This is a genomic window from Nocardia sp. NPDC003482 (genome assembly GCF_053588115.1).
In genome coordinates, this window is record NZ_JBSFPI010000004.1 from 216,331 (window position 1) to 236,604 (window position 20,274).

Here is a 20,274-nt window from a genome sequence, read left to right on the forward strand (position 1 = left end):
CGGCCAGCACCAGCGCGGTGACCAGGCCGTCGTTCACGCCGCCGTGGAACAGCGCCGGGACGGTGGTCAGCAGCGAGCGGGTGACCTCGGGTGAGACCTCCACCCGATGCTTGTCGATCACCCCGGTGACGTCCACGGCCGGATCGAACGGCCGCTCGGTCAGCGGCGCGTCCGGTCCCTCGACCACCGCGCGCCACCAGTCCAGTTCGTGGCCGCGTTCGGCGGCGGCCCGCTCCAGCGCGTGCGCCCAGGTGCGCATGCTCGTGGCGGGGGCGACCAGTTCGGGGGTCTGCCCGGCCGAGAGCTGTCCCCAGACCGCGACGAAGTCGGGCACCAGGATGCGCCAGGACACGCCGTCCACCACCAGGTGGTGCGCGACGACGACCAACCGGCCCGCGCGGGCGGGGTCCGAGGGTTCCAGCCACACGAACCGGACCACCACGCCCGCCTCGGGATCGAGCCGGTCCAGCGCGGAATCCACTGCGGCGGAGGCGATCTCGAGCAGCGCGGCGTCGTCGGCCGCGGCGTCGAACTCGGTCCGCTCGATGAGCGCGTCGATGTCGACGGTGCCCGGGGCGGCGGTCTCGACGATCCACTCCGCGCCCGCGTGGCGGCGCAGCCGCGCCCGCAGCATGTCGTGCCGGTCGACGACCGCGCCGACCGTGGCCGCGATCCCGGCCCGGTCGATGCCGAGCGGAAGTTCCAGGGCGAGCAGCTGATTGAAGCGCCGGAACGAGCCGGGCCGCTCCACCATGAACCGCACCACCGGGGTGAGCGGCATGGCGCCCACGCCGCCGCCGGGCAGTTCCACCAGCGCGGGCGCGGAATCCCCGCGGCCCTCGGCGGATTCGGCGACGGCGGCCAGTCCGGCGACGGTGCGCTGTTCGAACACGTCGCGCGGGCTGAAGACCACCCCGCGCGCCTTGGCCCGCGACACCAGCTGGATGGACACGATCGAGTCGCCGCCCAGCGCGAAGAACGAATCGTCCACGCCGACCCGTTCGACGCCGAGCACCTCGGCGAAGACCTCGGCGATGGTGTGCTCGACCGGGGTGCGCGGCGCGCGGAAGGTGACCTCGGTGGCGAAGACCGGTTCGGGCAGCGCCCGGCGGTCCAGCTTGCCGACCGGGGTCAGCGGGATCCGGTCGATCACCATGATCGACGACGGCACCATGTAGGCGGGCAGGCGCTGTTCGACGAATTCGGTCAGCACCGCCACGTCGATCGAATGACCCTGCGCGGCAACGACATACGACACCAGCGAGGTCGCCCCGGCGGAGCTCTTGTGGCCGACGGTGACGGCGAAGTCCACGCTCTCGTGCGCGGCCAGCGCGGCGTCGATCTCGCCCAGTTCGATGCGGAAACCGCGCACCTTCACCTGGAAATCGGAGCGGCCGACGTATTCGACCTCACCGTGCTGGGTCCAGCGCACCACGTCGCCGGTGCGGTACATGCGGGCGGTGCCGCTGGCCTCGTCGCCGTAGGGGTTGGCCACGAACCGCTCGGCGGTCAGGCCCGGCCGCGCGTGGTAGCCGCGCGCCAGTTGCACGCCCGACAGGTACAGCTCACCCGCGACACCCACCGGCACCGGCCGCAGGCGGCCGTCCAGGATCAGCGACTGCATCCCGCGGATCGGGCCGCCGATGGTCACCGGATCGCCCGGCGCCAGCGGATCGCTGATATTGGTCATGATGGTGGTCTCGGTCGGACCGTAGCCGTTGTGGAAGCGGCGGCCCGAATCGTCCGGGGAGCCACCCCATTTCGCGACCAGATCGGCCGGGACCGCCTCGCCGCCCGCGACGATCACCTTCATGTCCGCGAGCGCGGCGGCCGGATCCAGCGAGGCCAGCACCGACGGGGTGAGGAAGGTGTGGGTGGCCCGCTCGCGGCGGATCAGCTCGGTCAGCTCCTCGCCGCCGTAGACGCCCGGCGGGACCACCACGAGGGTGCCGCCCGCGCCGATGGCGAGCAGGAACTCCAGCATCGAGGCGTCGAAGCTGGGCGAGGCGAAATGCAGTGCGCGCGTGTCGGAGTCGACGTGGTAACGCTCGTTCTGCTCGGCCCGGAAGTTGGCCAGACCGGCGTGGGTCACCACCACGCCCTTGGGCACGCCCGTGGAGCCGGAGGTGTAGATGACGTAGGCCGGATGCTCCGGCCGCACGGGCCGCACCCGGTCGGCGTCGGTGATCGCGGCCGCGCTCACCTCGGTGGCGTCCAGGTCGTCGAGCACGAGCCAGTCCACCGACTCCGGCAGTTCGCCGCGCACCGCCGACACGGTCAGGCCGACCGGCGAACCGGAGTCGGTGACCATGTGCGCGATGCGGTCGGCGGGGTAGGTCGGGTCGATCGGCACGAACGCCGCGCCCGACTTCGACACCGCCCATTCGGCCAGATACGACAGCTCCGAGCGCGGGATCGCGACGGCCACCAGATCCTCGGCGCCGATGCCGCGCCGAATCAACAAGCGCGCCAAGCGGTTCGAGCGCTCGTCCAGCTCGGCGTAGGACAGACTCCGCCCCTCGAACACGACCGCGGGCGCGGCCGGATCGATCGCGGCGGCCTCGGCCAGCAGCTCGGGCAGGGTGCGCGCGGGTTCGGCGGGCAGGCCGGCGCGGCGGACCAGATCGGCGCGTTCGGCGGCGTCGAGGATGTCGACGGCCCCGACGGCGATGCGCGGGTCGCGCGCGATGGCCTCGAGCACCCACACCCAGCGCTGCACGATCTCCGCGGCGGTGGCCTCGTCGAACAGATCGGTGGCGTAGGTCAGCGCCAGCGCCATACCGCCCTGTTCGGCGGCGATCTCCGATAGCGTGAACTGGAGATCGAAGCGGGCGAAGTTCTCCTCCAGATCCAGCGACGACACCGTGAGCCCGGGCAGTTCCAGGGTGGCGCGGTCGAGGTTCTGGAAGGCCAGCATCACCTGGAACAGCGGGTTGCGGGCCTGCGAGCGCTCCGGCGCCAGCAGTTCCACCAGCCGTTCGAACGGCACGTCGGCGTTGGCGAACGCCTCCAGGTCGATATCGCGAATGCGGGCCAGCAGGGCGGTGAACTCCTCGGCGGGGTCCAGCCCGGTGCGCAGCACCAGCGTGTTGACGAACATGCCGACCAGGTCGTCGAGCGCGGCCTCGCCGCGCCCGGCGATCGGGGTGCCGACGGCGATGTCGTCGCCGCCGGACAACCGGCCCAGCAGCACCGACAGCGCGCCGTGCATGACCATGAACAGCGACGAACCGTGTTCGCGCGCAACGCCTTCCAGCGCGCCCACGAGTTCGGGCGCGAGCGTGCGGTGCAGGGTCGCGCCGCGATGGGACGCGACCGCGGGCCGCGGCCGGTCGGTGGGCAGGGCCAGCTCGTCGGGCACGCCGTTGAGCGCGCGCTGCCAGTAGCCGACCTGGCGGGCCAGCAGCGACTCCGGATCGTCCTCCGAGCCGAGCACCTCGCGCTGCCAGATGGCGAAGTCGGCGTACTGCACCCGCAGCGGCGCCCAGCCGGGGGCGCTGCCCTGGGTGCGGGCGGTGTAGGCGGTCATCACGTCGCGCGCCAGCGGGGTCATGGAGAAGCCGTCGGCGGCGATGTGGTGCACGACCACGACCAGCACGTGCTCGTCGGCCTGCACCTGGAACAGCCGGGCCCGCAACGGCACCCGGTCGGCGACGTCGAAGCCGGTGGCCACGAACTCGGTGACCGCGGTGAGCAGTTCGGTGTCCTGCACCGGGTAGGCGCGCAGGTCCAGCGCGATCTGCTCGGCCGGGACCACCACCTGCATCGGGGTGCCGCCGTGCTCGGGGTAGCGGGTGCGCAGCGACTCGTGCCGCCGCACCACGTCGAACACCGCCAATTCCAGTGCGGCCGTGTCGAGTTCGCCGGACAGCCGGATGGCCAGCGGCAGGTTGTAGGCCGCGGAGGTCTTGTCGTACTGGTTGAGGAACCACATGCGCTGCTGCGCGAACGACAGCGGCACCAGCTCCGAGGCGGAGCGGGCGCGCGCGACCAGGCGCGGGCGCGACTCGCCGCCGGTGTGCGACTCCAGCCGCGCGGCCAGCGCCTCCACCGTCGGGGCCTCGAACAGCATCCGGACCGCGACGGTCGTGCCGAGCGCGGCGCCCAGCCGCGAGACCACGCGGGTCGCGACGAGGGAGTTGCCGCCCAGGGCGAAGAACTCGTCGTCCAGGCCGACCCGGTCGAGCTCGAGCACCTCGGCGAACACCCCGGCCACCGTCTCCTGTACGGGGGTCTCCGGCGCCCGGAACGCGCGCGACCGCGCCGCGGGGGCGGGCAACGCGCGGCGATCGAGTTTGCCGTTGACGGTCAACGGGATTCGATCCAGCACCACGAACGCCGACGGCACCATGTAGGACGGCAGCCGGTCGGCCGCGCCCTCGCGGACCGCGTCGATGTCCGGCGCTCCCGTCGCCACCACGTACGCCACGATCCGCTGATCGCCGGGCTGGTCCTCGCGCACGACGACCGCGGCCTGCGCGATGCCCGGCTGGGCCAGCACCGCGGCCTCGATCTCGCCGAGCTCGATGCGGAAGCCGCGCACCTTCACCTGATCGTCGGCGCGGCCGAGATACTCCAGCTCGCCGTGCCGGTTCCAGCGGGCCACGTCGCCCGAGCGGTACAGGCGACCGCCGCCCCCGCCGGAGGCTCCCCCGCTGTCCCCGAAGGGGTCGGCGACGAACCGCGCGAAGGTCAGATCGGGGCGGCCGAGGTAGCCGCGCGCCAATTGCGGTCCGGCGACGTACATCTCACCCGCGACGCCGACCGGCACCGGGTGCAGGCGGTCGTCGAGGACGTACACCCGCAGCCCCGCGATGGCCCGGCCCACGACCGAACCCGTTGCGGCGGCGATGGTCTCGGCGTCGAGCACCCGATGCGAGACGTGCACCGTGGTCTCGGTGATGCCGTACATGTTCACCAGGCGCGGCCCGACCGGCGCGACGGTCCCGGCCGCGGTGGGCGGGGCGACGGGGCGGCCGTCGCCGTGCCGGGCGACCCAGTCGGCCAGGCGGCGCAGCTCCAGCGCCTCGCCGCCGAACACCACGTAGCGCAGGTTCAGCCGCTCGCGCGCCTGCGCGGCGTTGCGGTCGGCCTCGGCCAGTTGGTAGAAGGCCGACGGGGTCTGGTTGAGCACCGTGACCCGTTCCCGGCGCAGCAGTTCCAGGAACTGCTCGGGCGAGCGGGAGGTGTAGTAGTCGACCACGACCAGGGTGCCGCCGTAGAGCAGCGGACCCCACAGCTCCCACACCGAGAAGTCGAAGGCGAAGGAGTGGAACAGGGTCCACACGTCGTCGGGTCCGAAGCCGAATTCGCGATCGGTGTTGGCGAACAGCCGCACCACGTTCCGGTGCGCGACCGCGACACCCTTGGGGCGGCCGGTCGACCCGGAGGTGTAGATGACGTAGGCGATGCTGTCGGCGGTGAGCGGGGCGCGCCGGTCGGCGTCGGTGATCGGCCGCTCCCCCGCGTCCACCAGATCGGGGGTCTCCACCCCGAAGCCGTCCATCGACACGATCGACAGGCCCGCGGGCAGTTCCACCTCGGTGCCGCCGTCGACGATCACCGTGGTGGGCTTCGAGTCGGCGAGGACGTAGGCGATGCGGTCGGCCGGATAGGTCGGATCGATCGGCACGTAGCCCGCGCCGGACTTGATCACCGCCAGCAGCGCCACCACCAGATCCAGCGAGCGCGGCAGCACGACCGCGACCAGGGTCTCCGGTCCGGCGCCCTCGGCGATCAGCTTGCGCGCCAACTGATTCGAGCGCTGATCCAGTTCGGCGTAGGTGAGCTTGTCGTCGCCGAACCGGACCGCCACCCGGTCCGCGTGCGCGGCCGCGGCGGCGTCGAACAGGTCCGACAGGGTGACGGCGGGGTCGCCGAACAGCCCATGGCCGCCGTCGATGCCGGAGGACACCCAGCGCTGCGACACGTCGAGCCGCTCGCCCTCGCCGAGCAGGTCGATATCGCCCACCACGACCGCCGGGTCGTCGGCGACGCCGCGCAGGATCCGCACCAGCCGGTCGGCGAACGCTGCGACGGTCTCCGGATCGAACAGATCGGTGGCGTAGTTCCACGACAGCGACAGTCCGCCGTCGGGGGTCTCGGCGACGGTCAGCTGGATATCGAATTTCGCTGTGCTGTCGTCGAATTCGACGACGTCGAGATCCAGGCCGGGCAGCGAGACGCGGCCGAGGTCGCGCTGATCGGCGGCGGCGAAGGTGAGCGCCACCTGGAACAGCGGATGATGCGCCTGCGAACGCACCGGGCTGATGACATCCACCAGCCGCTCGAACGGCACGTCCGCGTGCGCGAAGGCCGCCACGTCGGTCCGGCGCACCTGGTCGAGCAGCTCGGCGAACGAGGCCGAGCTCGCCACCTCGGTGCGCAGCACGAGGGTGTTGACGAACATGCCGACCAGCTCGTCGAGCGCGCGCTCGCCGCGGCCCGCGATCGGGGTGCCGATGGCGATATCGCTGCCGCCGGACAGGCGGGCGGCCCAGGTCGCCAGCGCGGCGTGCATGAGCATGAACAGCGTCACGCCGCGCGCCCGCGCCAATTCGGTGAGCGCGGAACGCAATTCGGCGTCGATCGAGAACGCGTGCGTGCCACCGGCGTTGGAGGCGATCTCCGGGCGCGGCCGGTCGGCGGGCAGCTCGAGCTGATCGGGCAGATCGCGCAATCGCTCGGTCCAGTAGGCGATCTGGCGGGCCGCGGTGGACTCCGGATCGCCCTCGTCGCCGAGCACCTCGCGCTGCCACAGGGCGAAGTCGGCGTACTGCACGGGCAGCGGCGCCCAGCCGGGGGCCTCGCCGCGAGTGCGCTCGGTGTAGGCGGCGACCACGTCGCGCAGCAGCGGGCGCATGGAGAAGCCGTCGCCGCTGATGTGGTGCAACACAAGCACGAGCACGTGATCGCGTTCGCCCAGGGTGAGCAGGTTCGCCCGGAACGGCAGTTCGCGGGTGACGTCGAAGAACACCCCGGCCAGCGCGGCGATACGCGCGGGCAGCTGGGCGGCGGTGACCGGTTCGGGGGTCAGCTCGACGGTGACGTCGGCGGCGGACAGCACGCGCTGATAGCCGACGCCCTCGACCTCGGGGTATACCGTCCGCAACGTCTCGTGCCGCGCGATCACGTCGTGCACGGCCGCGGTGAAGGCCGCGAGATCGAGCTCACCGGTCAGCCGGACCGCGACCGGGATGTTGTTGACCGCGGTGCGGTTGTCGAACCGGTTGAGGAACCACATCCGCTGCTGCGCGGGCGACAGCGGCACCAGCTCGGGCCGCGTGCGCGGCGTGAGCGGCACCCGGACGCCCTGTCCCGCTTGGCTTTCCAGGCGCGCGGCGAGCGACTCGACGGTGGTGTTCTCGAACAGCAGCCGCACCGGCACCTCGGTGTCGAGCGCCTCGCCGAGGCGCGCGGTCACCTGCATGGCGACCAGCGAGTTGCCGCCCAGTTCGAAGAAGTCGTCGTCGAGGCCGACGCGCTCGACGCCCAGCACCTCGGCGATGGTGTCGGCCACCGCCTGTTCGACCGAGGTGGCGGGGGCGCGGAAGGCGCGCGCGGCGAAGGTCGGCGCGGGCAGCGCGCGGCGGTCCAGCTTGCCGGAGGCGTTGAGCGGCAACGCGTCCAGCACCACGAACGCGGCGGGCACCATGTAGCTCGGCAGGCTCTCCGACAGCGCGGCCTTCACGGCGTCCACGGCGATCGACGCCCCGGCCGCCGGAACCAGGTAGGCCACCAGCTGATCGCCGACGCGCTCGTCGGCGCGCACCACCGCCACGGCCTGGCCGACCTCCGGCAGGGCGGTCAGCGCCGACTCGATCTCGCCGAGTTCGATGCGCAGGCCGCGCAGCTTCACCTGGAAGTCGGTGCGGCCCAGGTACTGCAACTCCCCGGCCTCGGTCCACATGACCAGGTCGCCGGTGCGGTACATGCGCGATCCGGCGCCCGCGGCCGCGGTGTCGTCGCCGAACGGGTTGGCCACGAAGCGTTCCGCGCTCAGCCCCGGCCGCGCCACATAGCCGCGCGCCAGCTGGGCGCCCGCCAGGTACAGCTCACCCGCGACACCCACCGGAACCGGCCGCAGCCGCGCGTCGAGCACGTAGGCCCGGGTGTTGAACACCGGCGCGCCGATCGGCACGGTCGCGGTGTCGGCGTCGGTGACCTCGTGCGCGGCGACCTGCACCGCGGTCTCGGTCGGACCGTACAGATTGTGCACGCGCGCACCGAGTTTCGTGCGCACCTGCTGGGCCAGCGCCCCGGGCAGGCCCTCGCCGCCCGCGAACACCAGCCGCAGCGTGTCCACCCCGGCCGCTCGCGGCGCGGCGACGAACTGCTGCAACAGCGACGGCACGAACTGCGCCACGGTGACGTGCTCGGCGGCGATGAGCCGGGCCAGGTAGGCCGGGTCACGGTGCCCGTCGGGCTTGGCGACCACCAGCCGCGCGCCGACCTGCAAGGGCCAGAAGAACTCCCACACCGACGCGTCGAAGGTGACCGGGGTCTTCTGGAGCACCACGTCGTAGGCCGCCAGGCCGTACTGGGCGTGCATCCACACCAGCTGGTTGACGATCGCCCCGTGCGTCACGGCCACGCCCTTGGGGCGGCCGGTGGAGCCGGAGGTGAAGATCACGTAGGCGGTGTTGTCCGCGCGCAGCGGGGCGCGGCGGTCGGCGTCGGTGAGCGGGGTGTCGGCGAAGCCGGACAGGTCCAGCTCGTCGATCCGAACCTGGTGCGCCGCACCGGTTTCCAGGTCGTCGCCGGAGGTGAGCACGCACACCGGGCGCGCGGTGTCGAGGATGTACTCGATGCGGTCGGCCGGGTGATCGGGATCCAGCGGCACGTAGGCGCCGCCCGCGGCGCTGACCGCGTACATGCCGACCACCAGATCGATCGAGCGCCGCATCCCCAGGGCCACCAGGGAATCCGGTCCGATCCCGGCGTCGACCAGCCAGCGCGCCAAACGCCTTACGCGGGAAGCGAATTCGGCGTAGGACAGACTCGTCCCCTCGAAGGTGACCGCGCCCGCGTGGGGGGTGCGGGTCACCTGCGCCTCGAACAGCGACGGCAGGGTCGCGGCGGTGTCCTCGGACACGGTCGGCAGGGCGGCGTCGATCGGATAGTCGGTCTCGTTCCAGCGTTCGAGCACGCGGGCGCGTTCGGCGTCGTCGAGCAGCGGCAGCTCCCCGACCGGCGTGGCCGGGTCGGCGCCGATCGCGGCCAGCACGCGCAGGAACCGGCGGCCGAAGGCGGTGGCGAAGCGCGCGTCGAAAAGGTCGGTGGCGAACACCAGTTCGGCGTCCATCGCCGACGCGTCGCTCTCCATCAGCGACAGTTGCAGATCGAATTTCGCGGTCTGCTGGTCGATGGGGAGTTCGGCGACGGTCAGGCCGGGCAGCTCCAGTTCGGTGCGGCCGAGGTTCTGGAACGACAGCATGACCTGGAACAGCGGGTGCCGCGCCTGCGACCGCACCGGGTTGAGCAGCTCCACCAGCCGCTCGAACGGCACGTCCGCGTGCGCGAACGCGGCCAGGTCGCGCTGGCGCACCTGGGACAGCAGATCGGTGAACCGCGCGCCGCCGTCCACCTGGACGCGCAGCACCAGCGTGTTGACGAACATGCCGACCAGATCGTCGAGCGCGCGCTCGCCGCGCCCGGCGACCGGGATGCCGATCGCGATGTCGTCGCCGCCGGACAGCCGCGCCAGCAGGGCCGAGAACGCGCCGTGCACGACCATGAACAGGGTGGTGCCCTGCGCGTGCGCGACCCGGTTGAGCGCCTCGATGGTCTCGCCGGGCACCCGGAAGCGGTGTGTCGCGGCGCGATTGGAGGCGACGGCCGGGCGCGGGCGGGTCGACAGCCGCAGTTCCTCGGGCAGTCCGGCGAGGGCGTCGTGCCAGTAGCCGAGCTGCTGGGCCAGCAGCGAGCCGCGGTCGTCCTCGGAGCCGAGCACCTCGCGCTGCCACAGCGCGTAGTCGGCGTACTGCACCGGCAGCGGCGTCCAGCCCGGTTCGGTTCCGGCGGCGCGGGCCACGTAGGCGGTGATCAGATCCCGCACCAGCGGCCGCATCGAGAAACCGTCGCCCGCGATGTGGTGCACGACCACGACGAGGACGTGGTCGTCGGCGCCCAGCCGGTACAGCCGCAGCCGCGCGGGGGTCTCGTGGGTCACGTCGAAGCCGCGGCCCGCGAAATCGGCCACGGCGCTTGCCAATTCGGTCTCGGTGACGTCGACGATCGCGACCTCGGGCAGGGCCTGGGTGGACGGCAGCACCTTCTGGTAGGCGATGCCCTCGTGCGAGGGGTAGATCGTGCGCAGCGACTCGTGCCGGGCGACCACGTCCGCGACGGCGCCGCGCAGGGCGTCGGCGTCCAGCGCGCCGGTCAGCCGTACGGCCGCGGGGATGTTGTTCGCGGCGGAGTCGGTGTCGAACCGGTTGAGGAACCACATCCGCTGCTGGGCCAGCGACAGCGGCGGGTACTCCGGGCGCGGGCGCGCCGTGAGTGGTTGGCGCGCGGCCGATCCCGCGCGGGACTCCACCCGCGCCGCCAGCGCCTCCACGGTCGGGGCCTCGAAGACCGTGCGCACGCCGACCTCGGTGCTCAGCGCGGCGCTCAGCCGGGCCACCAGCTGGGTGGCGACCAGGGAGTTGCCGCCCAGTTCGAAGAAATCGTCGTCCACGCCGACGCGCTCGGCGCCGAGCAGATCGGCGAAGATCTCCGCCACGATCTCCTCGATCGGGGTGGACGGCGCGCGGAACTGCCGGGCCTCGAACACCGGGGCGGGCAGCGCGCGGCGGTCCAGCTTGCCGGAGGCGTTGAGCGGGAAGGCGTCCAGCACGACCAGCGCGGCCGGGATCATGTACGCCGGAAGCGTCTGCGCCAGAGCGGCTTTCACCGCGTCGGTGTCGATGGCGGCGTCCGGGCGGCGCACCAGGTAGCCGACCAGCTGATCGCCCGCGTGCGCGTCGGTGCGCACCACGACCACCGACTGCGCCACGCCCGGCTGGGCCAGCAGGGCGGCCTCGATCTCGCCGAGTTCGATGCGCAGGCCGCGCAGTTTCACCTGGAAGTCGGTGCGGCCCAGGTAGTTCAGTTCCCCGTCGGCGGTCCAGGTGACCAGGTCGCCGGTGCGGTACATCCGCGCGCCGGGCTCGCCCCGCAGTTCCCCGAAGGGGTCGGCGACGAACCGGTCCGCGGACAGATCCGGGCGGCCGAGGTAACCCCGCGCCAGCTGATCGCCCGCCAGGTACAGCTCACCCGCGATACCCGGGGCGACCGGATGCAGCCGCGAATCCAGCACGTAGACCCGGGTGTTCCAGACCGGCCGGCCGATCGGCACGCCCGCGACATCGGCCTCGCCCACCTCGTGATAGGTGACGTCCACCGCGGCCTCGGTCGGCCCGTACAGATTGTGCAGCCGCGCCCCGGTCAGCTCGATGAGCTTGCGCGCCGTCGGCGCGGGCAACGCCTCCCCGGACGCGAACACCTGCCGCAGGGGCATGGCTGGAGCTGCACCCTCTTGTCCCTCGACGCCGGAGGCGGTGAGGGCGCTCACGAACACCGAGAGCATCGAGGGCACGAAATGGGCCGTGGTGATGCCCTGCTCGGCGATGATCCGCGCCAGGTACACCGGGTCCCGGTGGCCGTCGGGCTTGGCGACCACCAGGCGGGCCCCGACCTGCAAGGGCCAGAAGAACTCCCACACCGATACGTCGAAGGTGGCGGGCGTCTTCTGGAGGACCGCGTCGTCGGGGCCGAGCCCGTATTCGGCCTGCATCCACAGCAGCCGGTTCACGATCGCGCCGTGCGCGACGGCGACGCCCTTGGGGCGGCCGGTGGATCCGGAGGTGAAGATGACGTAGGCGGTGTTGTGCGACCGGATCGGTCGCACGCGTTCGGCATCGGCGATCGGGCCGTCGGCGAAGCCGTCCAGCGGCAGCGAATCCACCTCGAGCACGGTCACATTGCGACCTGTGACGAAGTCGTCGCGGCCGGTGGTGAGGATGGCCGCCGGGCGGGCGACGTCGAGCACGTAATCGATGCGATCCGCGGGCTGATCGGGATCCAGCGGCACGTACCCGCCGCCCGCCTCGAGCACCGCGTACATGGCGACCACGAGATCGACCGAACGTCGAATGGCCAGCGCCACAAGGGTTTCCGGACCCACCCCGGCGGCGATGAGCCGCCGCGCGAGCCGGTGCACGCGCCCGGCGAACTCGCCGTAGGTGAGCCGCTCGTCCTCGAACACGACCGCGATCGCGTCGGGGGTGGCGGCGGCCTGCCGCTCGAACAGCGAGACCAGCGTCTCGGCCGGAACGTCGTGTTCGGTCTCGTTCCAGGCGGTGAGCACCCGGACGCGCTCGTCGGCGGACATCAGGTCGATGTCCCCGATCACGGCCTCCGGATCGGCGGTGACCACGGCCAGCACCCGATCCAGGCGGCGCGCGAACGCGGCGATGGTCGGCTCGTCGAAAAGGTCCAGGGCATAGGAGAATTCGGCCGACATGCCCCCGGCCTCGCCGCCGATGTCCTGCGCCTCCTGCAAGGTCAGCTGGAGATCGAACTTGGCCAGGCGGGCGTCGTACTCGATGCCGTTGACCCGCAGACCGGGCAGTTCCAGGGTCGCCTGCCGGGTGTTCTGGAACGTCAGCATCACCTGGAACAGCGGGTGCCGCGACTGCGAACGGGCCGGGTTGAGCACCTCGACCAGCCGCTCGAACGGCACGTCCGCGTGCGCGAACGCGTGCAGATCGGTGTCGCGCGAGCGGGCCAGCAGATCGGCGAAGGTGGCCGAGCCGTCCACGGCCGTGCGCAGCACGAGCGTGTTGACGAACATACCGATGAGGTCGTCCAACGCGGCCTCGCCGCGACCGGCGACCGGGGTGCCGATGGCGATGTCGCCGGTGCCGGACATGCGGGCCAGCAGCACCGCGAGCGCGCTGTGCATGACCATGAACAGCGACGCGTTGTGCTTGCGCCCCAACTCGATCAGCCGGCGCTGGGTCTCGGCGGAGATCACGAACGGATAGGTGCCGCCGCGGTAGCTCGCGACCGCGGGCCGCTGCCGGTCCGCGGGCAGCACGAGTTCGGCGGGCAGATCGGCCAGTTGCTCGGTCCAGTAGCGAATCTGGCTGGAGATCAACGAGTGCGGATCGTCCTCCGAGCCGAGCACCTCGCGCTGCCACAGCGCGTAGTCGGCGTACTGCACGGGCAGTTCGGCCCACGCGGGCTGTTCCCACGAGGTGCGCGCGGCGTAGGCGACCATGACGTCGCGGGCCAGCGGACCCATGGACCAGCCGTCGGCGGAGATGTGGTGCACGACCATGCCGAGCACGTACTCGGTCTCGCTGATCTCGAACAGCCGGGCGTGCAGCGGCACCTCGGAGGTGACGTCGAAGGCCATCGAGGCCAGCTCGACCAGGTGGTCGATGAGGTTGTCCTCGGTGACCGGCACCGGGGTGAGGTCCGGGACGATCTGCGCGGCGTCCAGCACGACCTGCACCGGGCCGTCGCCGGTCTCCGGGAACACCGTGCGCAGCGATTCGTGCCGGTCGATGACGTCGATGACGGCCACCTGCAAGGCGGCCACGTCCAGTTCCCCGCTGAGCCGGATGGCTACCGGGATGTTGTTGACCGCGGAACCGGTGTCGAAGCGGTTGAGGAACCACATGCGCTGCTGGGCCAGCGACAACGGCACCCGCTCGGGCCGTTCGCGAGCGACCAGCGCCTTGCGCGCGCCGTCCCCGGCGTGCGATTCGATGCGCGCGGCCAACGCCGCGACGGTGCTGGCCTCGAACAGCATCCGCACCGGCACCCGGGTGTCGAGCGCGGTGCCCAGCCGGGAGGCGACCTGGGTCGCGATCAGCGAGTTGCCGCCCAGTTCGAAGAAGTCGTCGTCGACGCCGACGCGGGCGACGCCGAGCACCTCGCCGAAGGTCTGGGCGACGATCTCCTCGATCGGGGTTGTGGGAGCGCGGAATTCGCGGACCTCGAACACGGGGGCGGGCAGGGCGCGGCGGTCGAGTTTGCCGGAGGCGTTGAGCGGCAACGCTTCCAGCAGCACGAACGCCGAGGGCACCATGTAGGCGGGCAGGGTGCGGTGCAGGGTGTTCTTGATGTGGTCGAGGTCGACCGGTCCGGGGCTGGTGACGAGGTAGGCGACGAGCTGATCCCCGGCGACGGTGTCGATGACCAGCACGACGGCCTGGCTGACGGCGGGGTGGGCCAGCAGCGCGGTCTCGATCTCGCCGAGTTCGATGCGCTGGCCGCGGAACTTCACCTGGAAGTCGGTGCGGCCGATGTACTCGATGACCCCGTCCCCGCGCCAGCGCACGAGGTCGCCGGTGCGGTACAGGCGGGTGCCCATTCCACTGGCGGCGTCCCCGAAGGGGTTGGCGATGAATCGTTCCGCGCTCAGGTCGGGGCGGCCGTGGTAGCCGCGCGCGACCTGCGCGCCCGCGAGGTACAGCTCGCCCGGCACTCCGGCGGGCACGGGCCGCAGGCCCTCGTCGAGCACGTAGGCCTGCGCGTTGGCGACGGGGCGGCCGATCGGCACCGAGGCCGGATTCGGTTCGGCCAGATGCCAGGCGGTGGCGTGGACGGTGAATTCCGTTGGGCCGTACAGGTTGTGGACCGCGGCGGTGGAGAACTTGCGGAACGCGGTGACGGTCGCGGGGGGCAGGGCCTCACCGGCGACGAGGACCGCGCGCAGCGACAGGCATTCCGCGGGCGAGGCGCTGGTGGCGAACACCGACAGCATCGACGGCACGAACGAGGTCATGGTGACCCGGTGGCGGCCGATGATCTCCGACAGGTACATCGGGTCGCGGTGCCCGTCGGGCGCGGCGATGACCATCCGCGCGCCGACGGCCAGGGTGGCGAACAGCTCCCACACCGACACGTCGAAGGTGACCGGCGTCTTCTGCAGGATCACATCGGTGTCGTCGATGTCGTATTCGGCGGTGATCCAGGCGATCTGGTTGACCACCGCGGAGTGCGGGATCGCCACGCCCTTGGGGCGGCCGGTGGAGCCGGAGGTGAACAGCACGTAGGCGGCGTTGTGCCCGCGCAGCGGCCCGCGCCGCTCGGCCGGGGTGACCGGTGCGTCGGAGTAGTCGGACAGGTCGAGCGTGTCGATGGTGAGCACGTCGCGGTCGGTGCCCAGATCCTCGGCGTCGCGGTCGGTGCTCAGCACGACCACCGGATCGGCGGTGTCGAGGATGTAGTGGATGCGTTCGGCCGGGTAGTCCGGATCGATCGGCACGTAGCCGCCCCCGGCGACCATGGTCGCGTAGATCGCCACCAGCATCTCCGGCGAGCGCCGGATGCCCACGGCGACAAGCGATTCCGGACCCACACCGGCCTCGACCAGTCTGCGGGCCAACCGGTTGACCCGCGCGGCGAACTCGGCGTAGGACAGCTCGACCAGCGGGCCGAACTCGCCGCCCGAGCGTTCGCCCGGATCGAAGATCAGCGCGGTCGCCTGCGGACGCTGCCGGACCTGCGCGGCGAACAGCTCGGCGACCGTGGTCACCGCGGGCAGGTCGCGGGCGGTGCGGTTCCACGCCTCGAGGACCTGGACGCGTTCGGTGTCGTCGAGGATCTCGATCTCGCGCACCCGCGCCGCGGGGTCGGTGACCGCCGCTTCCAACACCCGCAGATAGCGGCGGCCGAACTCGGCGACGGTCTCGGCGTCGAACAGATCGGTCGCGTAGGAGACGACCGCCGACACCCCGGTCGGCTCGCCGCTCGAGCCGCGCTGTTCGGTCAGCGTCCATTGCAGATCGAATTTGGCGATGTCGACCTCGAGTTCCTCGGCCGACACCGACAGCCCCGCCATCTCCATCGTGGCGTGCGAGAGCTCCTGGAACGACAGCATCACCTGGAACAGCGGGTGCCGCGCCTGCGAGCGGGTCGGGTTGAGCACCTCGACCAGCCGCTCGAACGGGACGTCCGCGTGCGCGAACGCCGCCAGATCGGTCTCCCGTGTGCGGGTGAGGAATTCGGCGAACGACTCCGCGCCGTCGACCTGCGACCGCAACACCAGCGTGTTGACGAACATGCCGATCAGATCGTCGAGGGCCTGCTCACCGCGCCCCGCGACCGGGGTGCCGATGGCGATGTCGCTGGTGCCCGACAGCCGGGCCAGCAGCACCGCCAGCGCCGAATGCAACACCATGAACAGCGAAACGCCTTGCGCGCGAGCCAAACCCGCGAGCCGGGCGTGCAACTCGGCGTCGATGTCGAACGCGACCCGGCTGCCGTGGAAGCTCTGCACCGGCGGGCGCGGACGATCGGCGGGCAGATCCAGCTGATCGGGCAGACCCGCCAATACCGAACGCCAGTAGGCGATCTCGCCCGCGGCCATCGACTCCGGATCGTCCTCCGACCCCAGCACCTGACGCTGCCACAGGCTGAAATCGGTGTACTGCACCGGCAACGGCTCCCACCCGGGGGCCTCGCCGTTCGCGCGCGCGAGATAGGCGGCGGTGACGTCGCGGGCCAGCGGCCCGAACGAGAAGCCGTCGGCGGCGATGTGGTGCACGACGAACGCGACCGCGTAGTCGGCCCCGTGCCCGTTGGAGCCCGCGGTCTGGTAGATCCGCACCCGGATCGGCAGCTCCCGCGACACGTCGAAGCCCTGCGACGCGAACGCGGCCAGCTCACCGGGCAGTTCGGCCGCGGAGATGGGCCGCACCTCGACACCCAGATCGACCCGGTCCATGGGCAGCACCTGCTGGTAGCCGCCGTCGCCGGACTCGGGGAAGATCGTGCGCAGCGACTCCTGCCGCTGCATCACATCGCGCAGCGCCGCGGTCAACGCGTCGATATCGACCCGCCCGCGCAACCGCACCACGAACGGCAGGTTGTAAGTGGGCTGGCTCGGATCGAACTGGTTGATGAACCACATCCGCTGCTGCGCCAGCGACAACGGCACCCGCTCGGGATGCCGCTGCGCCACCAGCGGCGGCCGCACCACCGCGGGAACCTCACTGGCCGTGGCGGATTCGGCGCGCGCGGCGATCCCGCCCACGGTCGGGGTCTCGAACAGCGCCCGCACCCCGAGCTGGATGCCGAACGCCGCGGAGATCCGCGCCACCACCTGCGTGGCGACCAGGGAGTTACCGCCCAGGTCGAAGAAGTTGTCGTCGACGCCGACCCGTTCCTGGCTCAGCACATCGGCGAACACACCGGCCACGATCTCCTCGGCCTGTGTGCGCGGCGCCCGGTACCCGGCCGCGTCGGCGCTGAACACCGGTTCCGGCAACGCCTTGCGATCCAGCTTGCCGGAGGTGTTGAGCGGGAAGGCGTCCAGCACCATGATCGCGGCGGGCACCATGTAGCTCGGCAGCTTCTCCGCCACGAACCGCGTCAGATCCGCCGGATCCACCGAAAGTCCCGGCGCGGGAACGACATACGCCACCAGCTGCTGACCGGTCGCGGTGTCCATCACCAGCACCGCGGCCTGGCTGACCGCCGGATGCGCGAGCAGATCGGTCTCGATCTCGCCGAGTTCGATGCGCTGGCCGCGGAACTTCACCTGGAAGTCGGTGCGGCCGATGTACTCCAGGGCGCCCGACTCGCGCCAGCGCACGAGGTCGCCGGTGCGGTACATGCGTTCGCCCTCTTGTCCCCCGAAGGGGTTGGCGACGAACCGATCCGAAGTGAGATCGGGGCGGCCGCGGTACCCGCGGGCGAGTTGACGGCCCGCGAGATACAGCTCACCCGGCGCGCCGATCGCGACCGGTCGCAGCCGCGAATCCAGTACGTAGACTTCGACATTCCACTCCGGCACGCCGATCGGCACGGTGGTGGTGTCGGCCTCGGTCGCCTCCCAGTAGGTCACCGAGACGGCGGCCTCGGTGGGGCCGTAGAGGTTGTGCAGTCCGGCGGTGGTGAGTTGCCGGAATCCGGCGGCCGTCTCGGGGGGCAGGGCCTCGCCGATGACGAAAACCGCTCGCAGCGTTTCGCATTGGGCGGCGGTGGCGTGCGAGACGAACACCGTGAGCATCGAGGGCACGAAGTCGGTGACCGTGACCTTGTGGCGGGCAATGGTTTCCGCGACGTAGATCGGGTCGCGGTGCCCGTCGGGGGTGGCGACGACGAGTTTCGCGCCGACCATGAGCGGCAGGAAGTAGCCCCACAGCGACACGTCGAAGGTGGTCGCGGTCTTCTGGAGGTAGACGTCGTCGCCGGTCAGCCGGTATTCGTGCAGCATCCACAGCTGCTGGTTGACGATCGCGTGATGGGTGACCGCGACGCCCTTGGGGCGGCCGGTGGAACCGGAGGTGTAGATGACGTAGGCGGTGTTGCCCGCGCGCAGCGGGGCGCGGCGGTCGGCGTCGGTGACCGGCTCGGGCGAGTGCGCACTGGTGTCGAGGGTGTCGATCTCCACCCGGCGCACGGTCTCCGGGAGCTCCAGGCCATCGGTGGAGACGGTGAGAACGCAGACCGGAGAGGCGGATTCGAGGATGTAGGCGGTGCGGTCGGCGGGGTGATCCGGATCGATCGGCACGTACGCGCCGCCGGCCTTCAGCACGGCGTGCATACCGACCACCAGGTCCAGCGAACGCCGCATACCCAGCGCCACAAGCGATTCCGGCCCGACGCCGTCGGCGATCAGGTAGCGTGCGAGTCTGTTGACCCGCGCACCGAATTCACCGTATGTCAGTTGTTCGCCCTCGAACTCGAGCGCGACATTGTCCGGCGTGCGCGCGATCTGGGCGTCCAGCAACTCCGGCAGCGTCGTCGTGGGCACGTCGTGGTCGGCGTCGTTCCACGCCGCGAGGGTCCGATCCAGTTCGGCCTCGGTGGTGATCGGCAGATCCCACAGCGCGGCGTCCGCGCCCGCGGACAGGAACCGGTCGAAGAACTCCAGGAACCGCGAATGATGCTGGCGGGCTTCGGTTTCGGAGTACAGGTTCGGATTGGTCTCGAAGTCGATCCGCGACCGCGCCCCGCCCTCGGACTGGTAGAAGTTGACGCCCAGATCCTCGATGGCGCCCGTCGACAGGACGTGCAGCTTGCCGACCTCGGCGCCCAGGGCGAGCTCGTCGTGGAACAACATGATATTGACCCACGGACCGAAGAACTCCTTGGTGACCGCGCCGCCCCCGGCGCTGTCGCGGCGGATGTCCTCGTGCCGGTACCGCTGATGCCGCAGCGCGCCCGACACCTCCACCTGCACGGCCTTGAGCAGATCGCCGACGGTGTCGTCGAAGCCGACGTGCAGGCGCAGCGGCACGATGTTCGACGACGCGCCGCCGGAACGCCGCATCACCGCGGTGGTACGGGCGGTCACCGGCAGGCTCAGGATGACGTCCTCGCTGCCGGTCCACTGCGCCAGATACGCGGCGAACGCGGCCAGCAGCAGACCCGCGGGCGACGAATCATGCCGTCGCACGGCCTCGTTCAGCACCGCGCCGAGCTCGTCGGACAGCGCGGCGGTCACCACGCCGTTCAGCGGGGCGGGCGCGGCGTTGCGGCCGGTGAGGCTGGTGCCCTCCTCGAGCCCCTCGACGCGCTGGGCCCAGTACTGCTTGTCGGTCTGGAAGCGGGTGCTCTCGCGGTAGGCGAATTCGGATTCGACCAGCGTGCGCAGGTCGGCGGCCTTGGAGGGGGTGGGCTCGGCGCCCGCCAGATACGCCGTGTACAGCTCGGCGATGCGGTTCATGTTGGTCATCGCGCCGAAGCCGTCGAGCGCGATGTGGTGGGCGCGGGTGTACCAGAACCAGTGGTCGTCGGCGAGCCGCAGGGCCGCCATCTTGATCAAGCGGTCGGTGACCAGGTTCAGCGGGGCGCTGTACTCGGCGCGCATCCACTCGTGCGCGGCGGCCTCGGGATCCTCGGCCGAGCGCAGGTCTACATAGACGACCTTGTCGTAGTCGCCGATCGAGTGATCGACGAACTGCATGGGCTCACCGTCGCGCTCGACGATGCGCAGGAAACCCGAACCCAGCTCGTGCGAGGCGTCGATACCGGCCCGCTCGAGCACCTCGACGTCCAGTTCGCCGCGCAGATCGACGTACTGGGCGATTGTGATCGGCACCTGCGGATCCAGATGCTGGGCATACCAGATGCCGAGCTGCGCCGGAGACAGCGGGAAGAGTTCCTCCCCCGATTCGCCGTTTCCGCCGAAATCCAGCCGGTCCAACCGTAACCTCGCTTCCGAAACGCCCTACAGCGCTCCCCGACGGCACACCGACGCCGACGCTCACTCAATTGTGGCGTCCGGCGGTCGGGGCTCACTTCGAAACTCAATCAGACAAAGAT

Annotated in this window: 1 protein-coding gene (only partly in view); it reads right to left on the reverse strand. The window is 71.2% G+C overall.

What is annotated here, in order from left to right; genetic code table 11:
- Nucleotides 1–20,155 carry the start of a non-ribosomal peptide synthase/polyketide synthase gene (locus ACWDSJ_RS08320; protein WP_450030215.1) on the reverse strand. 23,477 nt of this gene lie to the left of the window's left edge, so the window shows 20,155 of its 43,632 coding nt (coding positions 1–20,155); its start codon is at nt 20,153–20,155; its stop codon lies off the left edge, out of view.
- Nucleotides 20,156–20,274 lie beyond the last annotated feature (119 nt).